General features: G+C 29.7%; 44 protein-coding genes. All 44 read left to right on the top strand.

Going from position 1 to position 25744, the window contains the following annotated elements; translation table 11 throughout:
* The 44 genes from ACTG48_RS14180 to ACTG48_RS13965 all read left to right on the top strand — a co-directional run bounded on the left by ACTG48_RS14180 (window position 1) and on the right by ACTG48_RS13965 (window position 25743).
* The gene (locus ACTG48_RS14180; protein ID WP_479917186.1) at window positions 1–264 is read left to right on the top strand and encodes a hypothetical protein; all 264 of its coding nucleotides are present in this window, start codon (window positions 1–3) and stop codon (window positions 262–264) included.
* Window positions 251–502, top strand: a complete 252-nt coding sequence (locus ACTG48_RS14175; RefSeq protein ID WP_479917185.1) for a hypothetical protein — start codon at window positions 251–253, stop codon at window positions 500–502. The genes ACTG48_RS14180 and ACTG48_RS14175 overlap by 14 nt, the downstream gene beginning before the upstream one ends.
* A 12-nt stretch (window positions 503–514) precedes the next feature.
* Complete coding sequence (locus ACTG48_RS14170; protein ID WP_479917184.1) at window positions 515–871, top strand: hypothetical protein; 357 nt, start codon at window positions 515–517, stop codon at window positions 869–871.
* Window positions 840–974, top strand: coding sequence for a hypothetical protein (locus ACTG48_RS14165; protein WP_479917183.1), 135 nt, complete (start codon window positions 840–842; stop codon window positions 972–974). The genes ACTG48_RS14170 and ACTG48_RS14165 overlap by 32 nt, the downstream gene beginning before the upstream one ends.
* Window positions 971–1195 carry a hypothetical protein gene (locus ACTG48_RS14160; protein WP_479917182.1) on the top strand — a complete coding sequence of 75 codons (225 nt, stop codon included), beginning with the start codon at window positions 971–973 and terminating at the stop codon, window positions 1193–1195. The genes ACTG48_RS14165 and ACTG48_RS14160 overlap by 4 nt, the downstream gene beginning before the upstream one ends.
* A gap of 88 nt (window positions 1196–1283) precedes the next feature.
* A complete protein-coding gene (locus tag ACTG48_RS14155; protein WP_479917181.1) occupies window positions 1284–1616 on the top strand; it encodes a hypothetical protein in 333 nt (110 codons plus the stop codon).
* Between the two features lie 19 nt (window positions 1617–1635).
* Window positions 1636–1902, top strand: a complete 267-nt coding sequence (locus tag ACTG48_RS14150) for a hypothetical protein (RefSeq protein WP_479917180.1) — start codon at window positions 1636–1638, stop codon at window positions 1900–1902.
* A 107-nt stretch (window positions 1903–2009) separates the two neighbouring features.
* The gene (locus ACTG48_RS14145; RefSeq protein ID WP_479917179.1) at window positions 2010–2231 is read left to right on the top strand and encodes a hypothetical protein; all 222 of its coding nucleotides are present in this window, start codon (window positions 2010–2012) and stop codon (window positions 2229–2231) included.
* Window positions 2228–3226, top strand: coding sequence for a nucleoid-associated protein (locus ACTG48_RS14140; RefSeq protein ID WP_479917178.1), 999 nt, complete (start codon window positions 2228–2230; stop codon window positions 3224–3226). The genes ACTG48_RS14145 and ACTG48_RS14140 overlap by 4 nt, the downstream gene beginning before the upstream one ends.
* Window positions 3227–3259: 33 nt before the next feature.
* Window positions 3260–3583: a DUF1827 family protein gene (locus ACTG48_RS14135; protein WP_479917177.1), complete on the top strand. Its 324-nt coding sequence runs from the start codon at window positions 3260–3262 to the stop codon at window positions 3581–3583.
* Window positions 3584–3686: 103 nt separating this feature from the next.
* A complete protein-coding gene (locus ACTG48_RS14130) occupies window positions 3687–3941 on the top strand; it encodes a hypothetical protein (protein WP_479917176.1) in 255 nt (84 codons plus the stop codon).
* Between the two features lie 22 nt (window positions 3942–3963).
* Window positions 3964–4176, top strand: a complete 213-nt coding sequence (locus ACTG48_RS14125) for a DUF3850 domain-containing protein (protein WP_479917175.1) — start codon at window positions 3964–3966, stop codon at window positions 4174–4176.
* Between the two features lie 13 nt (window positions 4177–4189).
* Entirely contained in the window at window positions 4190–4558 is a 369-nt protein-coding gene (locus ACTG48_RS14120; protein ID WP_479917174.1) for a hypothetical protein, read from the top strand.
* A gap of 12 nt (window positions 4559–4570) precedes the next feature.
* Complete coding sequence (locus ACTG48_RS14115; RefSeq protein WP_479917173.1) at window positions 4571–4984, top strand: DUF1064 domain-containing protein; 414 nt, start codon at window positions 4571–4573, stop codon at window positions 4982–4984.
* A gap of 91 nt (window positions 4985–5075) precedes the next feature.
* Window positions 5076–5894 carry an ORF6C domain-containing protein gene (locus ACTG48_RS14110; RefSeq protein WP_479917172.1) on the top strand — a complete coding sequence of 273 codons (819 nt, stop codon included), beginning with the start codon at window positions 5076–5078 and terminating at the stop codon, window positions 5892–5894.
* 143 nt (window positions 5895–6037) lie between these two features.
* Complete coding sequence (locus tag ACTG48_RS14105; protein WP_479917171.1) at window positions 6038–6520, top strand: hypothetical protein; 483 nt, start codon at window positions 6038–6040, stop codon at window positions 6518–6520.
* A 485-nt stretch (window positions 6521–7005) separates the two neighbouring features.
* A complete protein-coding gene (locus tag ACTG48_RS14100; protein WP_074178760.1) occupies window positions 7006–7140 on the top strand; it encodes a hypothetical protein in 135 nt (44 codons plus the stop codon).
* Window positions 7141–7200: 60 nt separating this feature from the next.
* Window positions 7201–7692 (top strand): ParB N-terminal domain-containing protein, encoded by a 492-nt coding sequence (locus ACTG48_RS14095; RefSeq protein WP_479917170.1) that lies wholly within the window; start codon window positions 7201–7203, stop codon window positions 7690–7692.
* On the top strand, window positions 7692–8459 hold the full coding sequence (locus ACTG48_RS14090; protein ID WP_479917169.1) for a hypothetical protein: 768 nt from the start codon (window positions 7692–7694) through the stop codon (window positions 8457–8459). Before ACTG48_RS14095 ends, ACTG48_RS14090 begins: the two co-directional genes overlap by 1 nt.
* The gene (locus ACTG48_RS14085; RefSeq protein ID WP_479917168.1) at window positions 8456–9088 is read left to right on the top strand and encodes a queuosine precursor transporter; all 633 of its coding nucleotides are present in this window, start codon (window positions 8456–8458) and stop codon (window positions 9086–9088) included. The genes ACTG48_RS14090 and ACTG48_RS14085 overlap by 4 nt, the downstream gene beginning before the upstream one ends.
* Window positions 9089–9133: 45 nt before the next feature.
* The gene (terS, locus tag ACTG48_RS14080; protein WP_479917167.1) at window positions 9134–9832 is read left to right on the top strand and encodes a phage terminase small subunit; all 699 of its coding nucleotides are present in this window, start codon (window positions 9134–9136) and stop codon (window positions 9830–9832) included.
* Window positions 9825–11054, top strand: a complete 1230-nt coding sequence (locus ACTG48_RS14075) for a PBSX family phage terminase large subunit (protein WP_479917166.1) — start codon at window positions 9825–9827, stop codon at window positions 11052–11054. Before terS ends, ACTG48_RS14075 begins: the two co-directional genes overlap by 8 nt.
* Complete coding sequence (locus ACTG48_RS14070) at window positions 11041–12459, top strand: phage portal protein (protein WP_479917165.1); 1419 nt, start codon at window positions 11041–11043, stop codon at window positions 12457–12459. Before ACTG48_RS14075 ends, ACTG48_RS14070 begins: the two co-directional genes overlap by 14 nt.
* Window positions 12449–13936: a minor capsid protein gene (locus ACTG48_RS14065; protein WP_479917164.1), complete on the top strand. Its 1488-nt coding sequence runs from the start codon at window positions 12449–12451 to the stop codon at window positions 13934–13936. Before ACTG48_RS14070 ends, ACTG48_RS14065 begins: the two co-directional genes overlap by 11 nt.
* Window position 13937: 1 nt before the next feature.
* Complete coding sequence (locus ACTG48_RS14060; RefSeq protein WP_021385615.1) at window positions 13938–14096, top strand: hypothetical protein; 159 nt, start codon at window positions 13938–13940, stop codon at window positions 14094–14096.
* A gap of 71 nt (window positions 14097–14167) precedes the next feature.
* Window positions 14168–14413 carry a hypothetical protein gene (locus tag ACTG48_RS14055; RefSeq protein WP_479917163.1) on the top strand — a complete coding sequence of 82 codons (246 nt, stop codon included), beginning with the start codon at window positions 14168–14170 and terminating at the stop codon, window positions 14411–14413.
* A gap of 1 nt (window position 14414) precedes the next feature.
* A complete protein-coding gene (locus ACTG48_RS14050) occupies window positions 14415–14825 on the top strand; it encodes a hypothetical protein (RefSeq protein WP_479917162.1) in 411 nt (136 codons plus the stop codon).
* Window positions 14826–15323 (top strand): hypothetical protein, encoded by a 498-nt coding sequence (locus ACTG48_RS14045; RefSeq protein ID WP_479917161.1) that lies wholly within the window; start codon window positions 14826–14828, stop codon window positions 15321–15323.
* An 18-nt stretch (window positions 15324–15341) separates the two neighbouring features.
* Window positions 15342–15614: a hypothetical protein gene (locus tag ACTG48_RS14040; RefSeq protein ID WP_479917160.1), complete on the top strand. Its 273-nt coding sequence runs from the start codon at window positions 15342–15344 to the stop codon at window positions 15612–15614.
* A gap of 49 nt (window positions 15615–15663) precedes the next feature.
* Window positions 15664–15894, top strand: a complete 231-nt coding sequence (locus ACTG48_RS14035; protein WP_479917159.1) for a hypothetical protein — start codon at window positions 15664–15666, stop codon at window positions 15892–15894.
* 44 nt (window positions 15895–15938) lie between these two features.
* Window positions 15939–16511 (top strand): phage scaffolding protein, encoded by a 573-nt coding sequence (locus ACTG48_RS14030; RefSeq protein WP_479917158.1) that lies wholly within the window; start codon window positions 15939–15941, stop codon window positions 16509–16511.
* Window positions 16512–16526: 15 nt separating this feature from the next.
* Window positions 16527–16907: a hypothetical protein gene (locus tag ACTG48_RS14025; protein WP_479917157.1), complete on the top strand. Its 381-nt coding sequence runs from the start codon at window positions 16527–16529 to the stop codon at window positions 16905–16907.
* A gap of 11 nt (window positions 16908–16918) precedes the next feature.
* Window positions 16919–17938: a major capsid protein gene (locus ACTG48_RS14020; RefSeq protein WP_479917156.1), complete on the top strand. Its 1020-nt coding sequence runs from the start codon at window positions 16919–16921 to the stop codon at window positions 17936–17938.
* Between the two features lie 10 nt (window positions 17939–17948).
* The gene (locus ACTG48_RS14015; RefSeq protein WP_479917155.1) at window positions 17949–18293 is read left to right on the top strand and encodes a phage head-tail connector protein; all 345 of its coding nucleotides are present in this window, start codon (window positions 17949–17951) and stop codon (window positions 18291–18293) included.
* Window positions 18294–18295: 2 nt separating this feature from the next.
* Window positions 18296–18655 (top strand): hypothetical protein, encoded by a 360-nt coding sequence (locus ACTG48_RS14010; protein ID WP_479917154.1) that lies wholly within the window; start codon window positions 18296–18298, stop codon window positions 18653–18655.
* Window positions 18655–19080: an HK97 gp10 family phage protein gene (locus tag ACTG48_RS14005; RefSeq protein WP_194655000.1), complete on the top strand. Its 426-nt coding sequence runs from the start codon at window positions 18655–18657 to the stop codon at window positions 19078–19080. The genes ACTG48_RS14010 and ACTG48_RS14005 overlap by 1 nt, the downstream gene beginning before the upstream one ends.
* Window positions 19073–19510, top strand: a complete 438-nt coding sequence (locus ACTG48_RS14000) for a phage tail terminator family protein (protein ID WP_479917153.1) — start codon at window positions 19073–19075, stop codon at window positions 19508–19510. Before ACTG48_RS14005 ends, ACTG48_RS14000 begins: the two co-directional genes overlap by 8 nt.
* Window positions 19494–19679 (top strand): hypothetical protein, encoded by a 186-nt coding sequence (locus ACTG48_RS13995; RefSeq protein ID WP_479917152.1) that lies wholly within the window; start codon window positions 19494–19496, stop codon window positions 19677–19679. Before ACTG48_RS14000 ends, ACTG48_RS13995 begins: the two co-directional genes overlap by 17 nt.
* A 1-nt stretch (window position 19680) precedes the next feature.
* On the top strand, window positions 19681–20991 hold the full coding sequence (locus ACTG48_RS13990) for a phage tail sheath family protein (RefSeq protein ID WP_479917151.1): 1311 nt from the start codon (window positions 19681–19683) through the stop codon (window positions 20989–20991).
* A gap of 20 nt (window positions 20992–21011) precedes the next feature.
* Window positions 21012–21488 (top strand): phage tail tube protein, encoded by a 477-nt coding sequence (locus ACTG48_RS13985; RefSeq protein WP_243194254.1) that lies wholly within the window; start codon window positions 21012–21014, stop codon window positions 21486–21488.
* A 52-nt stretch (window positions 21489–21540) separates the two neighbouring features.
* Entirely contained in the window at window positions 21541–21798 is a 258-nt protein-coding gene (locus tag ACTG48_RS13980) for a hypothetical protein (RefSeq protein ID WP_479917150.1), read from the top strand.
* 1 nt (window position 21799) lies between these two features.
* Entirely contained in the window at window positions 21800–22240 is a 441-nt protein-coding gene (locus tag ACTG48_RS13975) for a phage tail assembly chaperone (protein ID WP_243194252.1), read from the top strand.
* Window positions 22241–22505: 265 nt separating this feature from the next.
* Window positions 22506–23384, top strand: a complete 879-nt coding sequence (locus ACTG48_RS13970; RefSeq protein WP_479917149.1) for a hypothetical protein — start codon at window positions 22506–22508, stop codon at window positions 23382–23384.
* Window positions 23385–23454: 70 nt separating this feature from the next.
* Window positions 23455–25743 carry a tape measure protein gene (locus ACTG48_RS13965; protein ID WP_479917148.1) on the top strand — a complete coding sequence of 763 codons (2289 nt, stop codon included), beginning with the start codon at window positions 23455–23457 and terminating at the stop codon, window positions 25741–25743.
* Window position 25744: the final 1 nt, after the last annotated feature.

Below are 25744 nucleotides of genomic sequence, written 5' to 3'. Positions count from 1 at the left end.
ATGAGATTTGAGATAGGTAAAACTTATAGATTTGATAAAGAGAAATTTATAAAAAGTAATGGTATGGAGCAGTACAAAAAATATAAAGAACTTTGGATTGACGATATTGAAAATACTGAATTTACTGTTAAGAAAATCTTTGATGATGGTTATGTTCATTATCCGAATGAATTTTGGTTTAATTTTGGTATAGTGCCAGAGTGGTGTGTTGAAGTCGAAAAAAATTCAAATAAGGTTGGGGGTATTAGGAATGATAATAATTAAAAGTCAAGATAAATTAGGTTTAATGAGAACTGATAGGGTTGAAATAGGTTTTAATCGAATGTATGCAATACTTGAAAATGAAAATAGAAAAATAGCTGAATATGAAAGTAAAGAAAGAGCTATACAAGTGTTAAATGAGATACAAAAGTTTATAGAAAATGGAGTGAAAATGGATTATATAGATTCTTGCAGAGTTAGACATAATCAAGAGAAAGTATTTGAAATGCCAGTTGAATAAGGGGGTAAGAATATGGCTAAAGTTTGGATAGATGCAGGAGAGCTGTTAGAGAAAACTATGGATTTAGAAATTATGTATGAAAATAATCTAAAAAAAGTAAGAATTAAAAATAAGCAAGAAAATGTTATTGATTTGCAAATAAATAATAATGTGCAAGGTAGAAAGGGCAAGAAAGTAGAGTGTTTCAATATTAGAACTGGAGAAACTAAAGTATTTGACACTACTGTTGAAGCAAGTAAATATGTGCATTTTACAGATGTTCATATTGCTAACTTAGCAAGAACAGGTAAGGTTTCTAAAAATGGATGGAAAGCTAGATATATTCAAGAGGTGTCAGATGGTATTAGCAAATGTGGAACAAGTAATTAAATTAGCTGAAAAGATAATAAATAAGAAAAAGTGTTCTGTAAATAAAGCTATTGATATAGCTATAAAAATATTGAGTAAGTATGAGGGGATGTTAGAAAAATGAATATCAGCGTCGAAGAAGGTTTAAACTTATTTTTTAAAACAATATTTGAGTGGAATGACTTACCAAACTATGTATATAGCAATGAATATAAAGAAGCATTCACAAAATGTATTATTGGAAAAAGTAAAAATAGTAAGTTGACTAAAGAGTATATTCTAAAATTGATTGACCATGAAACTGGAAATAAAAAACCTTATTTTGAATTTACAAGGAGACGTTAAAAAATGAATATATTAGCTGTTGTAATGTTTGTAATAGGAAGTTTTATAGCCGGTAGGATTTATGAGTATAGATTGAATCTAAAAGAGTGTGAAAATTGCGATAACAATGTGTGGAGGTAAAAGAATAATGCTTTATATATGTAGCTCGCAAGGGTTAGAAGAAATTGAAATTTACAATATAACTGATAAGTTTATTGAACTATATGAAGACAGTAGAATGCTTTTTAGAGATACAGAGTTCTTTAAGATAGATAAAACTGAGTTAAGAAAAATATTAAGCAAAGAAAATGTTTTTAGGGCTTATATAATTTCAGATGATAAAGAACAGGCAATAAAAACATGGAATGAGTATGTCAAAAATGAAATTAAAAGTCTGAATGAAAGATTAAAAATGTGTGTGGATTTTATTATAACAAGATAATTTAAGGGAGGAATAGATTATGAAATATGAAGAATATGAGGTAGCTTCAAAAAGAACTAAAGAATTTGAAAAAATATCAAAGTGTAAACAAACTATTGAGGAAGTGCTAGAAAAATTAGATTCTGATAATTACAAATTACAAATAAAATTTGATTTTAATGATTGTCCATTATGCAGATTGAATTTAAGTTCTGATGATGATGAAGAACACTTTATAAAAAAAGAAATGTATTGTGCATTTAGAAATATTAAAAATAAACTTGAGGAAATGTTGGAAAAAATATAAGTGAAAATATCTAATTAAAACAGTTTAGAGAGTTGCAAAATGTATATTAATATAAATTATTGTTGAAGTGTTTTGCGACTCTCAAAAACGAAAAGAGAGGGGAATAAATGTCAAAATATATATTGAGATGGCAAATGGGATTGTTGTTAGAAAACATTAAAATACATTACACATATGGTAGCAAAGAAATGTTAAGACAAAAAGCAGAAGTATTAGCTAAAGATGACAAGATATTATTCATAACAATAGATAAGATAGATGAAGTTATAAAAGATACGAGAAGTCAGAAAATGGCTGAATATTTTGATAATGAAGGGGTGGAATTATGATAATACACAAATTTATAATACATGTTTTGGATAAGAATAGCGATACTCCAATACTAAATGATTTTGAAGGTAGAGTTAGTCAAGATATTGAAGTTTTCTTTCAAAAGAAAATCAACAAAGTATTAAGAGATAATGACATCAGAAAAGCAGTATTTAATGACTATAGTAACAATCTAATTAAGAAATGTTGTGAACAGATAATATATGATGAAAATTCATTTTTAAGTAACTCTAAAGAAATAGCAGCTTATTTATTTGAGGTTATGAAAGTGAATGCTACATTAGAATCTTGTGACTTAGCAATTTGCTTATACTCTCAAAAAGATGAAAAGAAAGTTGCTATATTAAAACTTGATTACAACAAGTCGTATACTCATTCTATTAGCTTTGAGGATGATAAATTTAATATACAGATGTCAACTAATGAAGTTAACATACAAGAGACTAAGACGGTTAAAATAGCTACTTTGGTTGGCTTGAGTGGGATGAATGACGAGTATCATTTAAGAGTCTTAGACAAGGATGCAGAGAAGGAAGAAACTAATTCTAAGTTTGTTACAGAGTTTTTAAATGCTACTAAAATTAAAGATGATAAGTATAAGACTAAGGTGTTTAAAGGCTTGGTAGATGCTTTTATAGCAAATTTATATAGTGATATGAAGCAGGGAGAAGATGTAAGAAGTATCTTGCTTTACATGCTAAGAGAAAAGCAAAAACTTGATATAAATGAGTTTACTGAAATAGCAATAAAGGAAGATTTAAAAGATAGTTTTAAGGACCATGCAGAAGAAAAGGGTATTGATGGAAGTTTTAATATTGATAAAAAATGGGTTGAGAAAAATCTAAAAAATAGACATATAAAAACAGATACAGGGATTGAGATAAAAGGCAAAATGGATGATTTTGAGGATTTTATGAAATATGGCATTAGACATAATGAGAATGGAACTATAGATATAGTTATTAAAAATGTAAGTTTTTATGAGGAGAAGTAGGTGCTCATATGAATAAAATTTGGAGGGAATAAAATGTTATTAGTTGAGAATAAAAATGATAGGTCCATTCTTGCAAAAGAATCGCTTGAAAGATTAGGGGCTAAAAATGTGAAAATATATAATATGGATACTGGGAGCAATGTTATATATTCAGTTGAAAATGGAAAAGAGCATCTAACTATATCAAATGAAAAAAGATTTCCTAATTGGAATGAAATTAAGTATGTTAGATATAAATTAATGAAACCAAATAAGACTATAGTACAGATATTGCCACAAAAACAAGAATATATAAATTTACATGAAAATTGCTTTCATCTTTGGGAAATAGAGGATAATGCAGTTCCAACTAAGTAATTTGTAAAAAATAAATAGTCAAGGTAAGTTTGTGAATGGAACTAGAACGTTATAGACTTACTTTGACTTATAAAAATGAGGTGAGATTATGATTACTACTCAAATGTATAAGATAAATAATGAGATATTTCTAAATGATTTATGCTTGAAAGAAAATAAGGAAATGGCTATGTGGGTAGAAAAGAAGAATACACATGAACTTATATATTTAAAAATAGTAAATGTAAATGGCAAATTAGCTATATTTGTACAAGATATTGAAGATACCATAATAAAAGAATGGCAAGGTCAAATAGCATATAAAAAAGTTATATATCAAATAGAATGTGAACAAGTTGAAAAAGGTGAAATAGACTAAAACTTTTAAAGGGTGTGAGCTTATGATACATGAATTGCAGATAGCTTCTAGTACTTTTAAAGATGTAATTAAGAATAAATGTATTAAAGTTAGAGAAAACAAGACTTTTGGAAAAGGTGATTTATTAGTATTGCAAACATATGAAGGTCAAAAACCATTAGGAATTGAGCTTAATAAAGAGATTGTATATGTTGTTAATTTAAAACATGGTTATGTTGAGTTGGGAATAAAGTAGAGGAGGAATTTATATGCAAAATAAAAAAGATGTGTGGCTATATAGTAAAGATAGAGAATATTTTGATAGTGATGAATACGAAAGCAAAGAAGCAGCAATTAAGGGTGCTGTAAAAGATGGGATTACTAAAATAGTTTATGTTGGCAAAAGAGAAGAAGCTTATATCCCTTGCGTAGATACAGAAAACATACTGGATTATGTTCAAGGTAGAATTGATGATGAATTTGGAGAATTTGGAGAGAGCTGGTCAAGTTATGTAAAGGATGAGGATGAAAAAATACTTGATGATAGATTAAATGAAGTGTTTTCTAAATGGGTAGATGAATTTGAATACAAGCCAGATTGGTATATGGTTGTAGATGTAGAAGAAATAGAAATATAGAGGAGAAAACAATTGAGCAAATACAATAATAGGAAAACTATAATAGATGGAATTAAATTTGATAGTAAAGATGAAGCAGAATACTATTTATATCTTAAAGATAAGAAAGCAAAAGGAGAAATTAAAGATTTTGGGCTACAACAGAAATTTGAGTTGCAACCAAAATTTAAAAAGTTTGGAGTTTCTGAAAGAGCTATTACTTATACCGTTGATTTTGCAATATACAAATGGAATGGAGAGGTTGAATATATAGATGTAAAAGGGTTTGGAACTCAACAAGGAGAGATAAAAAGAAAGATATTTGATTATAACTTTCCTGAAAAATTGACATGGGTTTCTAGGAGTAAGAAATATGGTGTAGATGGTTGGATAGAGTATAAAGAATTAAATAAGAAAAAAAGAGATGCAAAAAAGAATAAGAAGTAAATATTGAAGCTTACAAGATGTACTTAGTTTTTCATAAAAATGTGAAAAAGTTAAATAGAGAATATATCAAATGATAAAGGAGAGATAGACTATGAATGAAAACATAAATAAAGAAATAACAGTACTTGGAACTTTAGAAGTTGAGGGAATGAAATTTCATGATATTGAGGGTGGGTTTGGAAAAGGCAAGAAAGCAATGCTAGTAAAGGATATAGCTGAGATACATAATAGAGAACTGAAGGAGATAAATAAAAATATAAATAATAATAGAAAAAGATTTAAAGATATGATAGATATATTAGATTTAAAAGTGAGTGATTTAAAATCACTGAGTTTAGAAATGGGTTACTCTAATCAATCTTATGCAAATGCAAATAACATTTACTTGTTGTCTGAAAGAGGTTATTCAAAACTACTAAAGATATTAGAAGATGATAAGGCTTGGGAACAATACGAGAAAATAGTTGATGGATACTTCTCTATGAGAAAAGAATTAAATAATCCTCTTTTAAGTGCATCAAAGGAGTTACAAGCTATATTTATGCTAGATAAGAAACAAGAAGTCTTAGAGACTAAAATAGAGAGTGTTAATGAGAAGTTAGAAAACTTTATGGATGATGCACCATTATTCAATATTGAGTGTGAGAGTATTGTTAAAGAAGTTAAGAGAGTAGCAACAAAATCACTTGGAGGACATGGTAGTAGGGCTTATAAAAATAAGTCTCTAAGAGGTAAAGTTTACAGTGATATATATCATCAAATTAAACGAGAGTTTGGGGTAGATAGTTATAAGGCTATAAAGCGTTGTCAGTTAGAAAAAGTACTGGAAATAGTAGATAATTATAAGTTACCTACAGTTCTTGAAGAAGAAATAAGATTATTAAATAATCAATTATCAATAGTAAGTTAAAGAATGAATGGACTTTTACTCTTTAAAGGGGAAAACCTTCAATCAAAAAAGAAAAAGGAGTGCTTTCACACTCCACTTGTCAAAGATATAAAGCTTTTATCCAAGATTATTATAACATAAATAATTGATAGGAGTGTGAAAGTATGAATAAAAAGACACTATTCCAAGAAGTTGAGGGAAGATTATATAACTATAAAAAATTAGAAAGTCAAATAAGAATAAAAGATATATATATTAAAAAGTTAGAAAACGAGTTTTGTGGATGTAAGGCTCTTGGTTATGAAGAAAAAACATCACCTACCTATAATATAAGTTCAAGCGTGGAAAATGAAGTTATTAAAAGAGAAGAGGATTTAAATAGATTAAAAGAAGATAAGAAAACACTAGAGATTGAAAAAGAAACTATAGAATGTGCATTAACAAGTCTAAATAGCTTTGAAACAGAGTTTTTCAATGAAATGTACATGAACAATGAGAAAATTAACATGGATTATATGTCTAATGCTATGCACATAGATAGAAGTCATTGTTTTAGGATTAGGAAAAGGATAGTTTGCAAAATCATGGATATGTTATATCCGAAAATAAAAGAGTTTGAATTGCCCATTTTTTCATGGAAAGCTTAAAAATGAGACTATTTTGAGACTTTTTGGAGACTATCGTGAGACTTTTTATTGCTAAAAACATGAGATAATAATATTGTGGAAATGAAATATTTCCCTCTCAAAACTAAATTGGCTAGGGTTAAGGGATTGCCCTAGTCACTATGAACAGACTAGGCAGGGCATGAGGATGCTGTTAGTTCAATTCTAACTATGTTCAAATATTAATCTAACGGATACACTAAAAAGCAAAGAAATTGAGAATGAAATTTTATACAATTTTGTATCTTAATTCAGAGGTCTAAAAATCGGGTGGGGCTTGGTAACCTCACTCACCATGCAGGTGCTGGTGTTTAATCTAGGTTCGATTCCTAGAACTTGCTCCCTTAAAGAATATGTATCCCCCTTTAAAAAGACTAAGCTTACACAAACTTAGTCTTTTATTTTTTTAAGAAGGAAAATGGATTTAATTGTTGTATTTTATATAAAAAAGAGGATGTGAGATAATTATGGGGATATTAGAAGGTGCTGAGTTAATTAGAGATATAGCACAGAAAATTGCTATAGAAAAAGGAATAACAGAGCAAGAAGCTTGGAATGAAGCTATAAAAGAGTTTAAAGAAAAATATGAGTGTTTAGTTTAAAGAGTCATCTTTGTAGGTGACTCTTTTATTATATTTAAATTTTAAAAAGGAGGTCTTAAAATGAACAAAAGAGAAGTTGTTTATCTTAATTTAGAAGATATAAAACCTTATGCAAATAATCCTCGAAACAATGAGTATGCAGTTGAAAAAGTAGTTAATTCAATCAAAGAATTTGGTTTTAATAATCCAATTACAGTTGATAAAGATTATGTAATTGTAACAGGTCACACAAGGTATGAGGCTTCTAAAATACTTGGTCTAAAACAAGTACCTTGCATAGTTTTAAGTAATTTAGCAGAAGAACAGATAAAAGGATACAGACTAGCTGATAATAAAGTTGGAGAGTTCTCAGAGTGGGAGTTTGACAAAATGACAAAAGAATTAGCTGAAATAGAAAATATTGATATGAGTAATTTTGGATTTAATGTACTAACATTTGAAGATTTAGGAGTAACAGATTTAGATTTTATATTAGATGAAGAATTAGAGGAAAAAGAGAAAAAAGCTAAAATAGTGAAATGTCCACATTGTAATGAGGAGTTTGAAGTATAATGAGGATTTTTCTTGCTGCAACAAAAAGTGGAATGAATAAAGAATTAAGATTAGAAACAATAGAGAAATGTAAACCACTTTATATACTTGAGACTTTTTTTAATAAAGAGAAAGCATGTCTAGAAGCTTTGCAAATAGTAGGAAATGAGAATTTCTTACTCGATAGTGGAGCTTTTTCTTTTATGAATGGCACAGAAATCTCAAAAGAAGGAATGGAAAACTATATTGATAGATATATAAAGTTCATTAAAGACTATAATATAAAATATTTCTTTGAAGTAGATGTAGATGTGATATTTGGCTTAGAGCAAGTAGAAAAATGGACTAAAAAAATAGAAAGTGAAGTAGGCAGACAATGTATACCTGTTTGGCATAAAAGTCGGGGAGTAGAATACTGGAAAAAGTTATGTGCAACATATAAATATATTGCAGTTGGAGGATTTGCAATAAATGATATAAAAAAACAAGAGTATCCTTTAATACAAAAAATGGTTGAGTATGCTTATCAAAAAGGTGTAAAAGTGCATGGACTAGGCTTTACTAAGACAAAGATATTAAAATCATTTAAGTTTTATAGTGTTGATAGCAGTTCGTGGACAATAGGGGCATCAATTGGTCAACAACTTTACACTTTTAAAAATGGAGATATACATATAAGAAGGTTAGAAAAAGAAGGTAATAAGAAAACTGATTTGAAAAAATTAGTAGCTCATAGCATGTGTGAGTGGGTTAAATACCAAAAATTTATGAATGGAGTGAGATATTGAAAAAGACAGAAAGAAATTTAACATTATTAAATTGTGTATTTGTAACAAGCTTAGTGGTTTCTAATATTGTTGCAGGAAAGGTGATTGATGTATTTGGGCTTATAGTTCCTGCCGCAGTAGTGGCATATCCATTGACATTTCTATGTACTGACATAATTGGAGAAATATGGGGCAAAGAAGAAGCTAACAGAACAGTCAAAGCAGGTATTTTAATGCAGTTATTTAGTCTTTTATTAATTACAATAGCAATAGCCCTTCCAAGTGCAAGTTTTGCAACAGAGTATAGTAGTAACTTAAAAATAGTATTAGGACAAAATGCGAGGTTTGTATTAGCTAGTTTAATAGCTTATATATTAGCTCAAAGTAATGATGTATTTATATTTCATAAGCTAAAAGAGCGATTTAATGGAAAACATAAGTGGTTAAGAAACAATGCTAGTACTATGTTAAGCCAACTAATAGATACGGCTATATTTATTACAATCGGGTTTTGGGGTACTGTTCCAAATCTACTAGTAATGATTATAAGTCAGTATGTAGTTAAGTTCTTCTTAGCTTTAGCAGATACTCCATTCTTCTATTTATTAACTAGAAATAAAGAAATAAAAGTGGATAAACAAGCTTCATAATAAAAAATAAGATTCAAACGAATATAGAAATAATGAGGTGGTGGTGTGGCAAAAGCTAGAAGCCCCAACAGGGATAAAGCACTTAATTTATATATAGAACGCAATGGAAATATAACAAACAGAGAAATATCAGAAATATTAAAAGAAAATGAAAAAACAATAAGTAATTGGAAATGCAGAGATAAATGGAATGTAGTACTACGAAAAGGTGAATGTAGTACTACAAAGAAAAGAGGGGGGCAAATTGGCAATAAAAATGCTGTTGGCAGTGGTGCTCCAAAAGGAAATAAAAATAGATTAAAGCATGGTCTTTATGAAGGTGTTTACTGGGATACTTTAAGCGAAGAAGAAAAAGAAATGTTACAAGAAATGGAATTCGATAGAGAGGAACAACTTTTAAAAGAACAATTAATGTTGTTTACAGTAAGAGAACGACGATTGCTAAAATCTATAGAGAATTATAAAAATAAACCAAAAGGATTAGTTTTAGAAAGTGGAACAATAAGAAATTTAACAATACAAGGTAATCTTGTAAAAGATAATGAGCAAAAACAGATAGAAACAACTAGTAGAACTATAAGCGTATTTGAGGTAATACAAAAACTTGAATCTGAATTAACTAAAATACAATCTAAAAAAACTAGATGTATTGAACTTCTAAGTAAAATAAATAGCCAAGAAAATAGAGAAGATAAACTCGACAGATACTTTGATAAGCTTGAGAGTGTGATAAAAAATGATTGATAAATTATATCATAAAAAGCAACTTGAAGTTCTTGATTTTGCTTTAAATAATGACTATTTCATGTTAATAAATTATGGAGCTAAGAGGACTGGTAAAACAATAATTGACAATGATTTATTCTTGCTTGAACTTAGAAGGGTCAGAAAGATAGCTAATAAACTAGACATTAAGCTTCCTCAATACATTCTAGCAGGTGCAGATTTAGGAGCTTTACAAAGAAATGTACTGAATGAACTTACAAATAAGTATGATATTGAATTTAAGTTTGATAAACATAATAGATTTGTACTTTTTGGAGTTCAAGTATGTTGTTTTGGACACTCAAAAACGAATGACTTGGGAAGAATAAGAGGTATGACTTCGTTTGGTGCATACATAAACGAAGGTACAGTTGCAAATGAAGTGGTTTTCAATGAAATAAAGTCAAGATGCAGTGGCGAGGGTGCTAGAATACTTGTAGATACTAACCCCGACCAACCCGAGCATTGGTTGAAAACTGATTTTGTAGACAAGACAGATGGGAAAGCTATTCAATCTTTCCATTACACATTAGATGATAATATATTTTTGAGTGAAAGATATAGAGAAAATATTAAAAAAACTACTCCTAGCGGTGTTTTTTATGATAGGGACATAAATGGCTTATGGGTTTCAGCAGATGGGCTTGTTTATCAAGATTTCAATAAAGATATACATTATATATCTAAAGATAAATTGAATGATATTAACTTTGTAAGATACTTTGCAGGTGTTGACTGGGGCTATGAACATTTTGGAGCTATTGTTGTAATTGGTGAGGATGATAAAGGCAACTTATACTTATTAGAAGAACATTCAGCTCAACACAAAGAAATTGATTATTGGACAGATAAAGCTAAGAGTATAAAAGAGAAATATGGAAATATAAAGTTTTATTGTGACAGTGCTAGACCCGAACATTTGGCAGCATTTAAAAGAAATGGGATAAAAGCTTTTAATGCTAACAAAGCGAGATTGTCGGGTATTGAAGCAGTTGCAAAAAGGTTTAAAACTAATACTTTATTTATAGTTTATGAGAATGTTAATTTATTTAGAAAAGAAATTTTTATGTATGCTTGGAACAAAAATACAGGTGAGCCAATTAAACAATGGGATGATGTATTAGACGCACTTAGATATGCTATTTATACAGATTCATTAGGTACAGGAATTAAAGTGCTTACACCAAGTGGAAGAAGGTGATAAATTGGAACTAGATGTAATAAAAAAGTTAATTGAACAAACTAATAGTAAACATAATAACTTTGTTAAAAAGGCTGATGAAGCTGAAAAATACTATAAAAATGAAAATGATATTATAAGAGATAGAAGCCCTAATAATGTTGGCAAAGTAAATACAACCAATAATCCATTACGAAATGCAGACAATAGAATACCATTTAATTGGTTTGGTTTTTTAGTTAATCAAAAAATATCATATCTGTTCACTTATCCTCCTACATTTGACGTTGGAGATGATAGTATAAATTCAAAGATAACCGATATTTTAGGTGATAGATACCCAAAAGAAGCCAAGACACTTGGGAAAAATGCTAGTATATGCTCTAAAGCATGGCTACATGTTTGGGAGGATGATAATAACGACTTTCAATATACTAATATAGACCCCCGCCAAATAAGAGCAGTATATTCATCAGATTTAAATGGAAAGCTTCTCGCAGTACTTAGAGAGTATGAAAAGACTGATGCCGAAGGAAAAGAATATGCAATCTATGAGTATTGGACAGATGAATGTTGTTATACTTACGGAAATAAAAATGGGAAGAGTGACATTAATGGATTAGAGATACTTAATAAATTTATAGAGAAAAACTTAGATAATAAACTTGAAACTCAAACTAATGTGTACAAACATAACTTTGGAGAAGTTCCGTTTATTGAATTTCCAAACAATGATTTAGAGGTAAGAGACTTAGATAATGTTAAACACCTCATTGATGTATACGACAAGGTTTATAGCGGTTTTGTGAATGATATTGAAGATATACAAGAAGTTATTTTTGTTCTTACAAATTATGGAGGTGCAGACTTAACAGAGTTCTTAAAAGGACTTAAAGAATATAAAACTATTGATTTACAAAGTAGTGGTGCAGATGATAAGAGTGGACTAAGTACAATTACAATAAATATTCCAATAGAAGCTCGAGATTCGCTTCTTAAAACAACTGAAAAGCAAATATATGTACAAGGTCAAGGAGTTGACCCTAAACCCGAAAATTTTGCGAATACAAGTGGTGTAGCACTTAAATTTCTATACACTTTATTGGAATTAAAAGCAGGTTTAATGGAAACTGAGTTTAGACTAGGGTTCGCTAAACTGGTTAGAATGATATGTAGATATTTAGGATATTCTCCTAAAAGGGTTTTACAGACTTGGACTAGAAATATGATTCAAAATGACTTGGAGTTAGCAGAGATATGCTCTAAGAGTGTTGGAATAGTATCAGAAAAGACTAATTTAAAAAATCATCCACTTGTAGATAATGCGGAGGAAGAAGAAAAACAGATTAAGAAAGAAAAAGAAGATAGCCAACAAGAATATGATAATCTAATTCCTAATCAAGATGGTGTCATAGATGAAACATAAAGATTATTGGAGGAAGAGATTTGAACAATTAGAAGAAGCTCAGAATAATAAAAGTGTAAAATATTATCTTGAATTGGAAAAGCAATACAAATTAGCTATGAATAGTATAGAAAAAGATATATTATCATGGTATAACAGATTTGCTGAAAATGAAGGTATTTCTTTGTTAGAAGCTAAGAAGCTACTTAACACAAGAGAGTTGGAAGAGTTTAAGTGGAGTGTTGAGGAATATATTAAATATGGCAAAGAAAATGCTATTAATCAAAAGTGGATGAAAGAGTTAGAAAATGCTAGTGCAAGGGTTCATATAACGAGGCTTGAAGCTTTAAAGTTACAAATACAACAACAAGTAGAAGTTCTTTATGGAAATGAACTTGATAGTATTGATAAACTAATGAGAGATATTTATACAAGTGGATATTATCACACAGTTTTTAATATTCAACAAGGTATTGGTGTTGGTTGGAGCTTAATGAGTCTTGATACTAACAGAATAAATAAAGTAATATCTAAGCCATGGACGAGTGATGGGTTAAATTTCTCAGAAAGAATTTGGGGTAAACATAGACCTGCTCTAATTAATGAGCTACATACTAAACTTACTCAATCAATTATAAAAGGAGAAAATCCAAAAAGTTTAGTAAATGACTTTGCTAAAAGATTTAATGTATCCAAATCCCAAGCTAAGAATTTAATAATGACTGAATCAGCTTTCTTTGCATCAGCTTCTAGGAAAGATTGTTTCAATGATTTAAATGTAGAGAAATATGAGATAGTTGCCACATTAGATTTAAAAACATCAAATATTTGTAGAGAACTAGATGGTAAAGTATTTGATATGAAAGATTATAAAGTTGGAATAATAGCTCCACCGTTTCATTGTCATTGTAGGACTACAACATCTCCTTGGTTCGAGGGTGAAGAAGGTTATAGAGTAGCAAGAGATGAAAATGGTAAAACTTATTATGTGCCATCAAGTATGAAATATCAAGAATGGTATGAGAAATACATTAATAAAAACATTAAGTTACCAGATAATGAACAACTTGCAATTAATAAATATATAAGTAGTGATTCTTATAAAATTAATGAGAAGCTTAGAAATGGTCTTACATTGACAAATGAGGACAAAAGGTTTATAAATGACTTAGATAGTGCATTAGATAAGATGTCTAACTATAAAGGAGAGGTAAATAGGTCTTTATATTTCTTTAATGATAGTGATAAAATAGCTTTTTTAGATAAACATCAAGTAGGTAAAGAAATAATCTATAATGAATATATCTCTACATCCAGTAAGGGTGAATATAATCCAAGTGGTCAAGTTGAATTAAATATTATAAGTGCAAATGGTAAAGATATAAGAAAATATAATCCTCAAGAAGCAGAAATTTTATTTAAAAGAAATAGCAAGTTTATAACTACTGATAATTTTGAATATGATGGGAAATATTATATAACAATGAAAGAGGTGTAATATGAAAAAGGATAATGAAAAATTATTTTCAGCACCAAGATGGGCAGAAATACCACAAGGTAAGGTAGTTGGAGAAAGAAGTTTAACAGAAGAAGAAGTAAAAGAAGCTCAAGAAATTAGAAGAAAGATAATTGAAAGAAAAATTAATAATAAAGAATAAAAGCACTTGCTAAATGATTAATTAGTAGGTGCTTTTATTATGTAAAAATTTAGTTGAGAGGGTGATTTGAAATGTTTAAATTATATATTTTATCAATAATTGTGTTTTTCACAGGGTTTTATTTGTATATGTTAAGACTTGGAAATATTAAAGAAGTAATCGAAACTTTAAAGAAATATAAGGCTTGGAGAAACTATAAACTTATTTTTATAGCTTTGTTTCCATTGTTAAACTTTATTCTTGGTTTAATATTTATAGCAGTTTCTTTATTTGCAACAAATAAGGATATAATTAAAAGTTTGGAGGATGATAAATAAAATGGCTAAATTTAAAAGGAAGTCCGAGGAAGTAGAAGCCTTCAAATGGATATTAGGAAGTACAAACACTCCTAAATGGTTTTATCAAGCTTTTGAAAAAGGAACTATATGGCTTGATGAATCTTTAAACTCTATGAATCGCAAAGGTGAAGTAAAGAAAACTATTTGTATAAAGTATAAAAATGGAGTTATTAGAGCAACTAATGGAGATTTTATTATAAAAGATAGTGAAGGTAAAATCTATTCTTGTGCATGTGGGGAATTTGAAAAGTATTATGAGGATTTAGATGATGAAAAAACAAAGATTTCTGATAAAGTTTTTAAATATCCAAGTGAGATGGTATCAAAAGAGGTAAGGTTAATATGTCCAGAAATGAAACTTGAAATTGTAGGATTTAAGGAGGATGAATAAATGGCTAGATTTGTAAAGAAAGCAATTGAAGTGGAAGCTTTTAGATTTGATATAGATGTAGAACCAACAGTATGGATACGAAAAGAGATTGAACGTGGCAATGCTTGGGTTGAACACTCTATTGATAAGGCACATACTAAATTGTTCATAAGAACTCTTGAAGGGCTGATATATCAAGTTAACATAGGGGATTATGTTATACAAGGTGTAAAAGGAGAAATATATCCTTGTAAAGCAGATATGTTTGAAATGACTTATGAGAAAGTTGGATATAGAGGGAAAAATAAATTATCAACAGAGATGACTTTAGATTCAACAAACTTTCAAGAAAATATTAAAAATGCCACAAAGGAATTAGAGTTTTTTATAGAAACCTTAGAAAAAGCAGATGATAAAATTGATAAACTAACAGAAAAAATGAATAAATATGCTTGTAAAGTTGATGTAGATAAGATTGTAAAACAGTTAGTGAAACACCTAAGAGAAGGTATTGAATAAGTTTTGGGGGATGGAAATATGTTTAAAAAGAAATATATTAAAAAGCCAAGTAAAATAAGCGTTAGAAATATTATAGCATTTATTATTACAGTTATTGGTATAGCATTAGGTGTTTTTACAGGTATCAACATAATTATGGCTCATGTTTTAGGTATAGCTAACATGGTAGATAATAATACTTTTACATGTGTTAGATTAGTTTATGGCTTAGTAGGAGTTATAAGTGGGTATTTGATAGGAAAAGCAATATACCTTATGGCTTCACTAATAAGCTATATTATTTATGAATAATTTGTTTAAAGGTTTTTATTAGGTAAAAAACAAAAGGAGGATTGCATTATTGAAAGAGTATGTAATTTGGTTTAAGAGTGGAAATTGTATATCTGGAATAACAGACGAATATGTTGCTGATAAGCTAATGAAAGATTTTATGGGAGCTGACTCAGATTGTAGGAACTTGAAAGGATATTTAGATGAAGATGGAACAACAATAATAGATTTATCACAAATAGAAGCTATATCAATAAATAATTGTAATGAGAATAATAATATTGGTTTTAGTAAGTCCTAGATAGGGCTTTTTATTATGTAAAAATGAAAGGAGAATTAAATAAAATGAAAAAAGGTGAACTAATTGCACTAGGTCTTAGTGAAGAAGATGCAAAGAAAGTAGAAGTTGAATCGATAAAAGAATTAGAAAATTATATTAATAAGATTGAGTATGAAAAAGTAAAAGAAGAATTAAAAGCATCTAAAGAAGCAATTGAAGGTTTTAAGGATGGAATGACAAAAGAGCAGATTGAAGAACTTAAAAAAGGTTATGAGACTAAATTAACTGCAAAAGATGAAGAATATCAAAAAAAATTAAAAGAAAAAGAGCAAAGAGAGTTTGACATGGCGTTAGAAAATGAACTTATTAAGCTTAATGTTCATAGTACTAAAGCAGCAAAAGCAGAACTTGATTTAGAAAGGATAAAATATGAAAATGGTACTTTTACGGGGCTAAAGGAACAGACTGATAGTTGGGCAACTCAAAAGTCTTTCTTAATAAAAACAGGAGAAACTAAGATAAATTACAATCCCGATAATGGCAATAAAAATACATTAAGCAGGGCTGAAAATATTGCAAAAGAAAAAAATGAGGAAGGTTCAAAAAATCCATATGCTGACGCATGGAGTATAAAATAAAAAGGAGGATAAAGTATGTATTTTAAAGAGGTAAATTTTAATAACACACCCGAATTTCTAGCTTCTCAACACTATATTAACTTTACAAATACAGTATTAGATACAGATGTAGTGGCTGATGAAAATGGCAGAAAGTATGTATTAGCAGGAAGCTTATTAGGTGAAAGTGGAAAGGTAGTAAAGATAACTAGAGCAGGTTCTTCGGGTAGCTATACATACACATTATCAGAAGACCCTGTAGGGATTGTATTTGCAACTGTAGATGTTACTTATGGACCACAACCAGTTGCATCAATGGTAGAAGGTTATGTAATAACTGAAAGATTACAAGGTGAGTATGTAAAAGAAGCTATAGAAACTATAAAGACAAAATTACCAAATATTAAATTTATGTAGGAGGATGAAATATGGCAAGAGTAGAGGAATTATTATCAGTTCAAGAGCTGATAAACTATACAAAGACTAGAAAACTGAAAGAAACAATGGGAGATTTATTGTTTCCAACTCAAAAGATAGAAGGGCTTGAAATAAAAATGATAAAAGGTGCATCTAACCTTCCAGTATCAGCAAGTGTTCATGCGTTTGATACAGAAGCAGAAATTGCATCAAGAGAAGGTGCTAATTTAAGTATAGCTGAACTTGCACTTGTAAAAAGAAAAATAAAGCTAGATGAAAAAGATATAATTGTACTTGAACAACCAAGAAATTCTCAAGAAGAAACTCAGATGATAAATCAAATATTTAATGATGTTGATAACCTTGTATCAAGTGTAAATACTAGAGTAGAAGCAATGAGAATGGAAGTACTATCGACTGGAGAATTGAATATAAATGAAAATGGAGTTAAAGCTGCTTTAAAATATGGAACTCCAACAAATCATAAAGAAACAAAAACTTGGTCTAGTGGAACACCAGATATATTAGGAGATATTTATAATATGACTGATAAAATAGTTGTTGATACTGGATTTACTCCAACAAGGTCATTAACTTCTAAAACTATCCTAAATGTGATATTAAGGGATGAAAAACTAAGAAAGGCTATATTTGGTATAAATAGTGATAAACTACTTACTTTAAATGAATTAAATACATTTTTAGTTTCTCAATCTCTTCCACCTATTTTTACTTATGATGAAAGATATAGAGTACAAGGCAAGGATGGTAAGTATACAACAAAAAGATTCTTAGATGAAAATAAATTTATACTTATGCCTGATGGCAAAATGGGAGACACTTTTTTTGGACTAACAGCAGAAGAATTAGAATTAAGAAAGAATCCATCTATAGATATTAGTTCAATCGGAAATATAATTGTAGAACAATACTCTACTGCTGACCCAGTCGCTAAGTGGATAAAAGCAGTTGCAACAGTTTTACCGAGCTTTCCTTATGCCGACCAAGTGTTTATGGGTACAATAAATTAGAGGTGTTAATATGGAAATTGAAAGACTAAAAAAGCTTTTAGGGTTTAGCAGGGAAGATGATTCAAAAGATATTATATTAGAGTTTGTATTAGAAGATGTAGAGGAAATGGTCAAAAATTATTGTAATATATCTATCATTCCTAAAGAGTTGAATAATACAGTTTTAAGAATGGCTATGGATATGTATAAAAATGAGAGTCTAGGAAATGAAGATATTGCATTAGGCTCTATTTCTTCTATAAGTGAGGGCGATACATCTGTTTCATATAGAAGTTCAGCTAGTGAATTTAAAGAATCTTTACTCAAAGATTATAAAGCACAATTAAACAGATACAGAAAAATTAGGTGGAAATAACGATGGATAAGACTAGAAAAGCAATAGAAATGATGTATAGAGATAAATGTACTATAGTAGAATATCAACCAGCCAAAGACCCTATTACAAAACGAACTAACAATAAAGAAGTAGTTGTATTAGAAAATCAACCTTGTAAGCTTTCATATAAGAATATTACTTCTACAGAACAGGGAAAAGTAGCTAAGCTTACACAAACTATTAAACTCTTTATATCTCCAAATATAAATATTAAGGCAGGTTCAAAACTTATTATAACTAATCAAAATAATGTCACAAAAGAGTATGTAAGAAGTGGAGAATCTGCGATATATCCAAACCATCAAGAAATAATACTTGAATTATTTAAGGATAAAGCTTAATGGCTAGATGGGGTAGTGTTGATTTTAGAGAGTTTAAAAGAGCTTGTAAAAGGATGGAGAAATTTACAAAGATTGATTTAGATAAGTTTTGTAAGGATGCAGCAAGAGAATTAGCAGCACGATTACTTGGAAAAGTAATTAGAAGAACACCAGTTGATACAGGATTTTTAAGAGAAGGCTGGAGCGGAGTAGCTTACGCTAGGTCGCTTCCTGTTTACAAACAAGGTAATAATTATATTATAGAAGTTGTTAATCCAACTGAATATGCAAGTTATGTAAATTTCGGGCATAGAACTAAAGATGGCAAGGGATGGGTTAAAGGACAACATTTCTTAACTATTTCAGAGATGGAACTACAAAGTCAAGTTGATAAGATTATAGAGAAAAAGTTATTAATTTTGTTGAAAGGAGTGTTTGATGCTTAATAATATTATAGATGGAATATCCGTAAAATTAGACAAATCGTTTGGAGAAAGTTATACAATTTACAGTGAGGATGTAGAACAAGGGATAAATGAACCTTGTTTTTTTATTGTTCCTTTAAATCCAAGCAAGATACCATATCCAAGTGGCAGGACATTAAAAAAGAACTCATTTGATGTACATTATTTTCCAAAAAGTAATGACAAATCATTTGAAATAAATGAGATAGCAGAAATGTTACTAGAGGAATTAGAGTATATAGAAATTGATGGAGATTTAGTGAGAGGAACAAATATGAACTTCGAAGTCGTAGATAATGTACTCCATTTCTTTGTTGATTATAACTACTTCACTATAAAAAGTAATAATACAGATAAGATGGACACAGTAGAGCTATTCGGTGGTCTAAAAAGAGGTGATAAGTTTGAGTAAAACATTAAGTAAAGAAGATAATTATAAATTTACTAAAGAACAGATAGTTAATTCTAAGAAGTATGTAAATAGAAAAGACTTATTAAATGCAATTTTAAGAGAAAATGAGTTATATTCCTTCTCAGAGGTAGAGGAAATAATAAATAATTTTATGAAAGGAGTGAGTTAATTTGGCTTTAGGTGGAGGAACATTTGTCACACAGAATAAAGTATTACCAGGAGCTTATATAAACTTTATCTCAGCTAAGAGAGCAACTAGTTCTCTTAGCAATAGAGGTATTATTGCGATGCCTTTAGAGTTTGATTGGGGTATTGATGAAGAAGTAGTTATAGTAACTAGTGATGATTTTGAGAAGTATTCAACTAAGTTCTTTGGATATGATTACACTCATGAGAAGCTGAAAGGACTCAGAGACTTATTTAAAAATATAAGACTAGGATATTTCTATAAATTAAATAAGGGAGTTAAAGCTAGTTGCACTATTGCTACAGCGAAGTGTAGTGGAATAAGAGGTAATGATTTGAAGATAGTAGTTACAACAAACATTGATGACAACACTAAATTTGATGTTGTAACACTTTTAGATAATAAGAAAGTAGATACACAAATAGCTAAAGTGATTACGGATTTAGAGGACAATGACTATGTTAGTTGGAAAAAGGATTCGACACTAGAAGCAAGTGCAGGTTTGGTATTTAGTAATGGGACTAATGGAGAAACAGTTACAGGGACAGAATATCAAGATTTCTTGGATAAAATAGAAAGCTATAGCTTTAATGCTTTAGGGTGTTTGGCTACTACAACAGAGATTAAGAGTCTATTTGTAGAGTTTACAAAAAGAATGAGAGATAAGGTAGGAGCTAAGTTTCAAACTGTATTATATAAGAAAAGTGATTCAGATTACGAAGGTGTGGTATCTGTAGAAAATAAAATAAAAGATGCTGGACTATTAGAGTCTAGTTTAATTTATTGGACTACTGGAGCTATAGCTGGATGCGACATAAATAAATCTAATACAAATAAGCGATACGATGGTGAGTTTGATATTGATGTTAATTATACACAAATACAACTCGAAGAAGCTCTAAAAACAGGTAAGTTTATATTCCACAAGGTTGGTGATGAAGTTCATGTGCTAGAGGATATAAATACTTTTGTTAGTTTTACAGATGATAAGAATGATGATTTTTCAAGTAATCAAAGCGTTAGAGTGCTTGACCAAATTGCTAATGATATTGCAACTTTATTTAATACAAAGTACTTGGGTAAAGTTCCGAATGATGCAGCAGGAAGAATAAGTTTTTGGAATGATGTAGTAAAACATCACAAGGAATTAGAGAATATAAGGGCAATAGAAGATTTTAAAACTGATGATGTATCCGTAGAACTTGGAAATGATAAAAAAACAGTTATAGTAAGTGATGCGGTTAAGGTTATTAATGCTATGAGTAAGCTTTATATGACTGTTTCAGTTAGTTAAGAGAGGAGTGTGATAAATAGATGCCTAAAAACGCACCTATGAATGTTAAAGATACAATAAGTGCATCTTTAGCAGAATGTTTTGTAACAATAGAGGGTAAAAGATACAATTTTATGCAAGCTATTAATTTAGAAGCTAAGATGGAAAAAACAAAAAGTGAAGTGCCAATTCTAGGGAAAACTACAAAGGGTAATAAAACAACAGGTAGTAAAATTACAGGGAGTGCAACATTTCATTTTAATACTTCTATATTTAGAGAGCTTCTCTATAGGTATAAAGAAACTGGAGAAGACATTTACTTTGATATACAAGTTACTAATGAAGACCCAACAAGTTCAGTAGGGAGACAGACAGTAATTTTAAAAGACTGTAATATGGATTCAGGCATAATTACTAAGTTTGATGCTGATGGAGAATATTTAGAAGAAGATATGGACTTTACATGCGAGGATTGGGAATTAGTTGAGAAGTTTAAAATGTTAATAGGAATGGAATAAAATACACATTTATAAATTATAGATGTGTATTTTTTATTTATAAGAATAGGAGATGGTTAAAATTAAAGATAAATATGAGATAAAAGATTCAATTTATTTTGATTATAGTAAGAAAAGACCTTCGGAAGAACGTGTCAGCGAGATGTATAAAAAGGCAGGAAAATATCTTATAGATATTTCAGATAAGTTAGCAACAGATACAATTGATGGTTCGTCATTAAAGCCAATAATAATAAAATTTGAAATAAATGAAGCTGGTGTTGCAACAATAGAAAAACAAACAAAATATTTAGTTATGGAGGTAGAATAATATGGGAGATTTAAACGCTTTTTTAAGTCAAAATGCAATAAAAGTAGAGAATAGAAAGTATGTAGCAAGCAATAGATTTATAGATGAAGATGGGAAACCAATAGAATGGGAAATAAGAGCATTATCTTCAGAAGAAGATAATATAATAAGAAAAAATTGTCCGAAGAGAGAACCCATTTTAAATAAAAAAGGAAAACACACAGGACAATACAACACTATAACTGACTATAATAAATATTACGAAGAACTAAGTATAGCTTGTACAGTTTTTCCTGATTTGAATGACTCAATGTTACAAGATAGTTATAGAGTTATGGGAGCAAATCAACTGCTTAAAGCAATGCTTACACCAGGCGAATATACAGAATATGTGCAAGAGGTACTAGATATAAATGGTTTTGACAATTCATTTGAGGATAAGGTAGAAGAAGCAAAAAACTAATTGAAGAAGGCGATTATGATTCTAACGTAGCTCATTATTGCCTTCACAAGTTTAAGTGGAAACCGCATGAATATATGGATTTGCCAGTTGATGAAAAAGCATTTGTTGCTGCATCTATAGATATCAAAGTAGAAGAAGAAAAAGAAGAAGCTAAAAAAGCTGACAAAGATGCAAAGAGAGGTAGAAGAAGATAATCTATAATGTAAAAATTTTACTGATATAGTATAATATTGCTAAAGAATATAATTTAGGGGGATATTATATTATGTGGAGTAAATTTAAATCTTTTAGCAAAGGCAAGAAAATATTCTTTGGAATACTAGCTTTTATTTTATTTCCAGTTACAATAGCCATTTTTTTAGGAGAGGCAAGTATAAACTTATTAATAGGAGGATTTAAAAAAAAGAAGATATTAAAGATTGTAGGAGGATTATTTGTAGCATATTTTTTTATAGTCGTTATAATAGCAGATATAGAGATATATAGCAGTTTATTCAAAGGAGAACTTCAAAATGCTGAACCAGTAGCTAATGAAAATGAAGGTCAAACTAAAAAAGTGAAAGAAGAAAAAACTGATGAGATTAAAATGTCTAAAGATGAACAAAAAATTTCTAAAGTTATAGATACAGAGCCAAAGAAAATTAAAAATATAGCTAATATACTTAAAGAATGTGGAATAGAAGATTTTGATAGTATAAAGCATGATGACGGATTGGATAATGCACATTTTGATGGGGAAAAAGGTTATAGAATTGAATTTAGTGGCTCTAAAAATATAATACTATATATAAACAAGGATAGCTCTGTTTACAATGTTAGATGGGCGAATAATGACTTTTACAAAGATAGCAAAGTAGTATCTAAAGTGAGTGATTATACTCTTACAATTGATGAAAAAACAGAATTACAATTACAATGTGAAAATGGTGTTAGTGCAGTTCTAAAGTCACCAAGCACGGCTAAATTTCCAAATATAACAGAATGGGCATTTTCTAAAGATAAAGAAAAAATAGTAGTTCAGTCTTATGTAGACTCTCAAAATTCACTAGGGGCAATGCTTAGAAGTGATTTTCAAATAACTTTTACAAGTGATAGTAAAAATGTAAAATCTTTTATATTTGATGGAGAAGAAATGATAAAATAATTGATTTAAGGAGTAATCTAGTTGATTACTCCTTTCTTATATCTAAAATAATAAGGAAGGAGGTTGAAATATGGCTACAATACAAACTTCTATAAAAATATTTGATGGAATGACACCTGCATTCAGACATATGACTAATGCTATGAATATAGTAATTAGCTCATTTGAGCAGTTGCAAAGAACTTCTAGTAATGCAGTAGATGCCAATAGTATAAGAACCGCTAGGGAAGAATTAGCACGTGCAGAGGCTGGGTTTGATAGATTAGAAAGACAAATAAGAGAAGCAGATGGGCAGCAAAGAAAACTTAATGATGATATTAGCAAAGGAACAAGTAATACAGATAAATTACTTAGAAGTGCTAAAAAACTTGTTGGAGTGTACATGAGCTTAAGGACTTTGGGGAGTGTTGTTAATTTATCTGACCAAATGACTAGCACAAATGCTAGACTTAATATGATAAATGATGGTCAACAATCAGATAGTGGACTTAATAAAATGATATTTCAATCAGCAGAAAGAGCAAGGGCATCTTATTTAGATACTTCTAAAATAGTAACTAGAGTCGGAATGAATGCAGGTAAAGCATTTAGCAGCACAAAAGAGATAGTAGCATTTGCTGAACAATTAAATAAAAAATTCGTAATTGCAGGAGCAACGACAGAAGAAACAAATTCAGCCTTGCTACAACTAACACAAGGATTAGGAAGTGGTGTTCTAAGAGGTGAGGAACTTAATGCAGTATTTGAGTCAGCACCTAACATTATTCAATCGATTGCTGATTATTTAGACGTGGATATAGGAAAAATAAGGAGCATGGCAAGTGAAGGAATGTTAACAGCAGACATTGTAAAAAACTCATTACTTGCAGCAGCAGAACAAACCAATGCAGAGTTTGAGAAGATGCCTTATACATTTAATCAAATTTGGACATCAATAAAAAATAATTGCATTATGATTTTTGGTGTTATACAAAAAAAGATAGAACAATCTATGTCTAGTCAAGGTTTTCGAACCTTTATAGATAATTTTATAAATGGATTATATGTTTTAGGCAATGTATTTTTTAATATTTTCAATGGTATTGTAAATATATTAGGAAGCCCGTTTTTTCAAGCTTTTACTAATATAATTATTGTAGGTGTTAGTTTGATAACAGAAGCACTAGGTTGGATAATAACACAAGCATTAAATGTTGTTAATGTTTTTGCACAAAACTGGAATATTATTGCACCTATAATTTATGGAGTTGTTGCAGCTATTGCAATTTATTCTATAGCTCTAGCAGGAATGTGGTTGTGGGAAAAATTGGTCGCAGCTTCTAAATTCGTTGTAATGTTTGCTCAGATGCTTTTGAATACTCAAACATTGGCGGGGTATGCATATCTTATAAAATATGCAGCTGGACAATGGATAGCAAATGAAGCCATGTTAGCATGTCCAATTTTTTGGATAGTTGCAGGTATAATCGCTTTAGTAGTAGCTTTGTTCGTTGGGATTGCAGTTTTCAACCATTTTGCAGGAACAAGTATAAGTGCAGTTGGTGCAGTAGCAGGAGCAATATCAGTTGCGGCAAGTTTTATAGGTAATATATTTATTGCAGTAGGTAATATGCTTATAGATATAGTTGCTTTAATTTGGAATACATTTGCTACTTTTGCAGAGTTTTTAGCAAATGTATTTAACGACCCACTAGGTTCTGTCATAAGGTTATTTTCAGGGATGGCAGATACTGTTTTAGGGATTTTGCAAAGTATAGCTTCTGCAATAGACACCATATTTGGTTCAAATCTAGCAAATGCAGTGAGTGGATGGTCAGATAAGTTACAAGGATGGACAGACGAAGTGGCAGGAGAAGCTAAGATAAAAGTAGAAAGAATTGACCCTTCATCTTTACATTATGATAGGCTTAATTACGGAAAAGCTTGGGACGCAGGATATAAATGGGGAGATAAGCTAGAAACTAATATAAAAGATAAATTCGATATTGGCAAAATGGCAGAGGATGCAAAGAAAAAACTTGGGCTTGATGATTTATGGGATAAAAAATACGGACTTGGTGATGGAATTGGTTCAGCTGGATTAAACTCACCTTTGAGCGATGCAGCAAAAGGAGCAAAAGATACCGCGGGAAATACTGCAAAGATGGCTAAGACCATGGATAAAAGTCAAGAAGACCTTAAATACCTTAGAGATATAGCAGAACAGGAAACAATCAACCGATATACAGGAGTAAACATTAAAATAGACATGAACAACACAAACAACATAAGTAAAGATGCAGATGTAGATGGAATAGTTAATGTACTAACTGAAAAACTTAATGATGCAATGATTATCTCAGCAGAGGGAGTGATTTAGA

The organism is Clostridioides sp. LIBA-6822 (genome assembly GCF_056688955.1).
The sequence above is the reverse complement of the archived record's forward strand: the minus strand, read 5'-3'. Positions and strand labels throughout refer to the sequence as shown.

Coding starts and splice junctions, on each gene's coding strand:
- ACTG48_RS14180 (WP_479917186.1), top strand. CDS start 1: ATGAGATTTGAGATAGGTAAAACTTATAGATTTGATAAAGAGAAATTT.
- ACTG48_RS14175 (WP_479917185.1), top strand. CDS start 251: ATGATAATAATTAAAAGTCAAGATAAATTAGGTTTAATGAGAACTGAT.
- ACTG48_RS14170 (WP_479917184.1), top strand. CDS start 515: ATGGCTAAAGTTTGGATAGATGCAGGAGAGCTGTTAGAGAAAACTATG.
- ACTG48_RS14165 (WP_479917183.1), top strand. CDS start 840: ATGGTATTAGCAAATGTGGAACAAGTAATTAAATTAGCTGAAAAGATA.
- ACTG48_RS14160 (WP_479917182.1), top strand. CDS start 971: ATGAATATCAGCGTCGAAGAAGGTTTAAACTTATTTTTTAAAACAATA.
- ACTG48_RS14150 (WP_479917180.1), top strand. CDS start 1,636: ATGAAATATGAAGAATATGAGGTAGCTTCAAAAAGAACTAAAGAATTT.
- ACTG48_RS14145 (WP_479917179.1), top strand. CDS start 2,010: ATGTCAAAATATATATTGAGATGGCAAATGGGATTGTTGTTAGAAAAC.
- ACTG48_RS14140 (WP_479917178.1), top strand. CDS start 2,228: ATGATAATACACAAATTTATAATACATGTTTTGGATAAGAATAGCGAT.
- ACTG48_RS14135 (WP_479917177.1), top strand. CDS start 3,260: ATGTTATTAGTTGAGAATAAAAATGATAGGTCCATTCTTGCAAAAGAA.
- ACTG48_RS14130 (WP_479917176.1), top strand. CDS start 3,687: ATGTATAAGATAAATAATGAGATATTTCTAAATGATTTATGCTTGAAA.
- ACTG48_RS14125 (WP_479917175.1), top strand. CDS start 3,964: ATGATACATGAATTGCAGATAGCTTCTAGTACTTTTAAAGATGTAATT.
- ACTG48_RS14120 (WP_479917174.1), top strand. CDS start 4,190: ATGCAAAATAAAAAAGATGTGTGGCTATATAGTAAAGATAGAGAATAT.
- ACTG48_RS14110 (WP_479917172.1), top strand. CDS start 5,076: ATGAATGAAAACATAAATAAAGAAATAACAGTACTTGGAACTTTAGAA.
- ACTG48_RS14105 (WP_479917171.1), top strand. CDS start 6,038: ATGAATAAAAAGACACTATTCCAAGAAGTTGAGGGAAGATTATATAAC.
- ACTG48_RS14100 (WP_074178760.1), top strand. CDS start 7,006: ATGGGGATATTAGAAGGTGCTGAGTTAATTAGAGATATAGCACAGAAA.
- ACTG48_RS14095 (WP_479917170.1), top strand. CDS start 7,201: ATGAACAAAAGAGAAGTTGTTTATCTTAATTTAGAAGATATAAAACCT.
- ACTG48_RS14090 (WP_479917169.1), top strand. CDS start 7,692: ATGAGGATTTTTCTTGCTGCAACAAAAAGTGGAATGAATAAAGAATTA.
- ACTG48_RS14075 (WP_479917166.1), top strand. CDS start 9,825: ATGATTGATAAATTATATCATAAAAAGCAACTTGAAGTTCTTGATTTT.
- ACTG48_RS14065 (WP_479917164.1), top strand. CDS start 12,449: ATGAAACATAAAGATTATTGGAGGAAGAGATTTGAACAATTAGAAGAA.
- ACTG48_RS14060 (WP_021385615.1), top strand. CDS start 13,938: ATGAAAAAGGATAATGAAAAATTATTTTCAGCACCAAGATGGGCAGAA.
- ACTG48_RS14055 (WP_479917163.1), top strand. CDS start 14,168: ATGTTTAAATTATATATTTTATCAATAATTGTGTTTTTCACAGGGTTT.
- ACTG48_RS14050 (WP_479917162.1), top strand. CDS start 14,415: ATGGCTAAATTTAAAAGGAAGTCCGAGGAAGTAGAAGCCTTCAAATGG.
- ACTG48_RS14045 (WP_479917161.1), top strand. CDS start 14,826: ATGGCTAGATTTGTAAAGAAAGCAATTGAAGTGGAAGCTTTTAGATTT.
- ACTG48_RS14040 (WP_479917160.1), top strand. CDS start 15,342: ATGTTTAAAAAGAAATATATTAAAAAGCCAAGTAAAATAAGCGTTAGA.
- ACTG48_RS14030 (WP_479917158.1), top strand. CDS start 15,939: ATGAAAAAAGGTGAACTAATTGCACTAGGTCTTAGTGAAGAAGATGCA.
- ACTG48_RS14025 (WP_479917157.1), top strand. CDS start 16,527: ATGTATTTTAAAGAGGTAAATTTTAATAACACACCCGAATTTCTAGCT.
- ACTG48_RS14020 (WP_479917156.1), top strand. CDS start 16,919: ATGGCAAGAGTAGAGGAATTATTATCAGTTCAAGAGCTGATAAACTAT.
- ACTG48_RS14015 (WP_479917155.1), top strand. CDS start 17,949: ATGGAAATTGAAAGACTAAAAAAGCTTTTAGGGTTTAGCAGGGAAGAT.
- ACTG48_RS14010 (WP_479917154.1), top strand. CDS start 18,296: ATGGATAAGACTAGAAAAGCAATAGAAATGATGTATAGAGATAAATGT.
- ACTG48_RS14005 (WP_194655000.1), top strand. CDS start 18,655: ATGGCTAGATGGGGTAGTGTTGATTTTAGAGAGTTTAAAAGAGCTTGT.
- ACTG48_RS14000 (WP_479917153.1), top strand. CDS start 19,073: ATGCTTAATAATATTATAGATGGAATATCCGTAAAATTAGACAAATCG.
- ACTG48_RS13985 (WP_243194254.1), top strand. CDS start 21,012: ATGCCTAAAAACGCACCTATGAATGTTAAAGATACAATAAGTGCATCT.
- ACTG48_RS13980 (WP_479917150.1), top strand. CDS start 21,541: ATGGTTAAAATTAAAGATAAATATGAGATAAAAGATTCAATTTATTTT.
- ACTG48_RS13975 (WP_243194252.1), top strand. CDS start 21,800: ATGGGAGATTTAAACGCTTTTTTAAGTCAAAATGCAATAAAAGTAGAG.
- ACTG48_RS13970 (WP_479917149.1), top strand. CDS start 22,506: ATGTGGAGTAAATTTAAATCTTTTAGCAAAGGCAAGAAAATATTCTTT.
- ACTG48_RS13965 (WP_479917148.1), top strand. CDS start 23,455: ATGGCTACAATACAAACTTCTATAAAAATATTTGATGGAATGACACCT.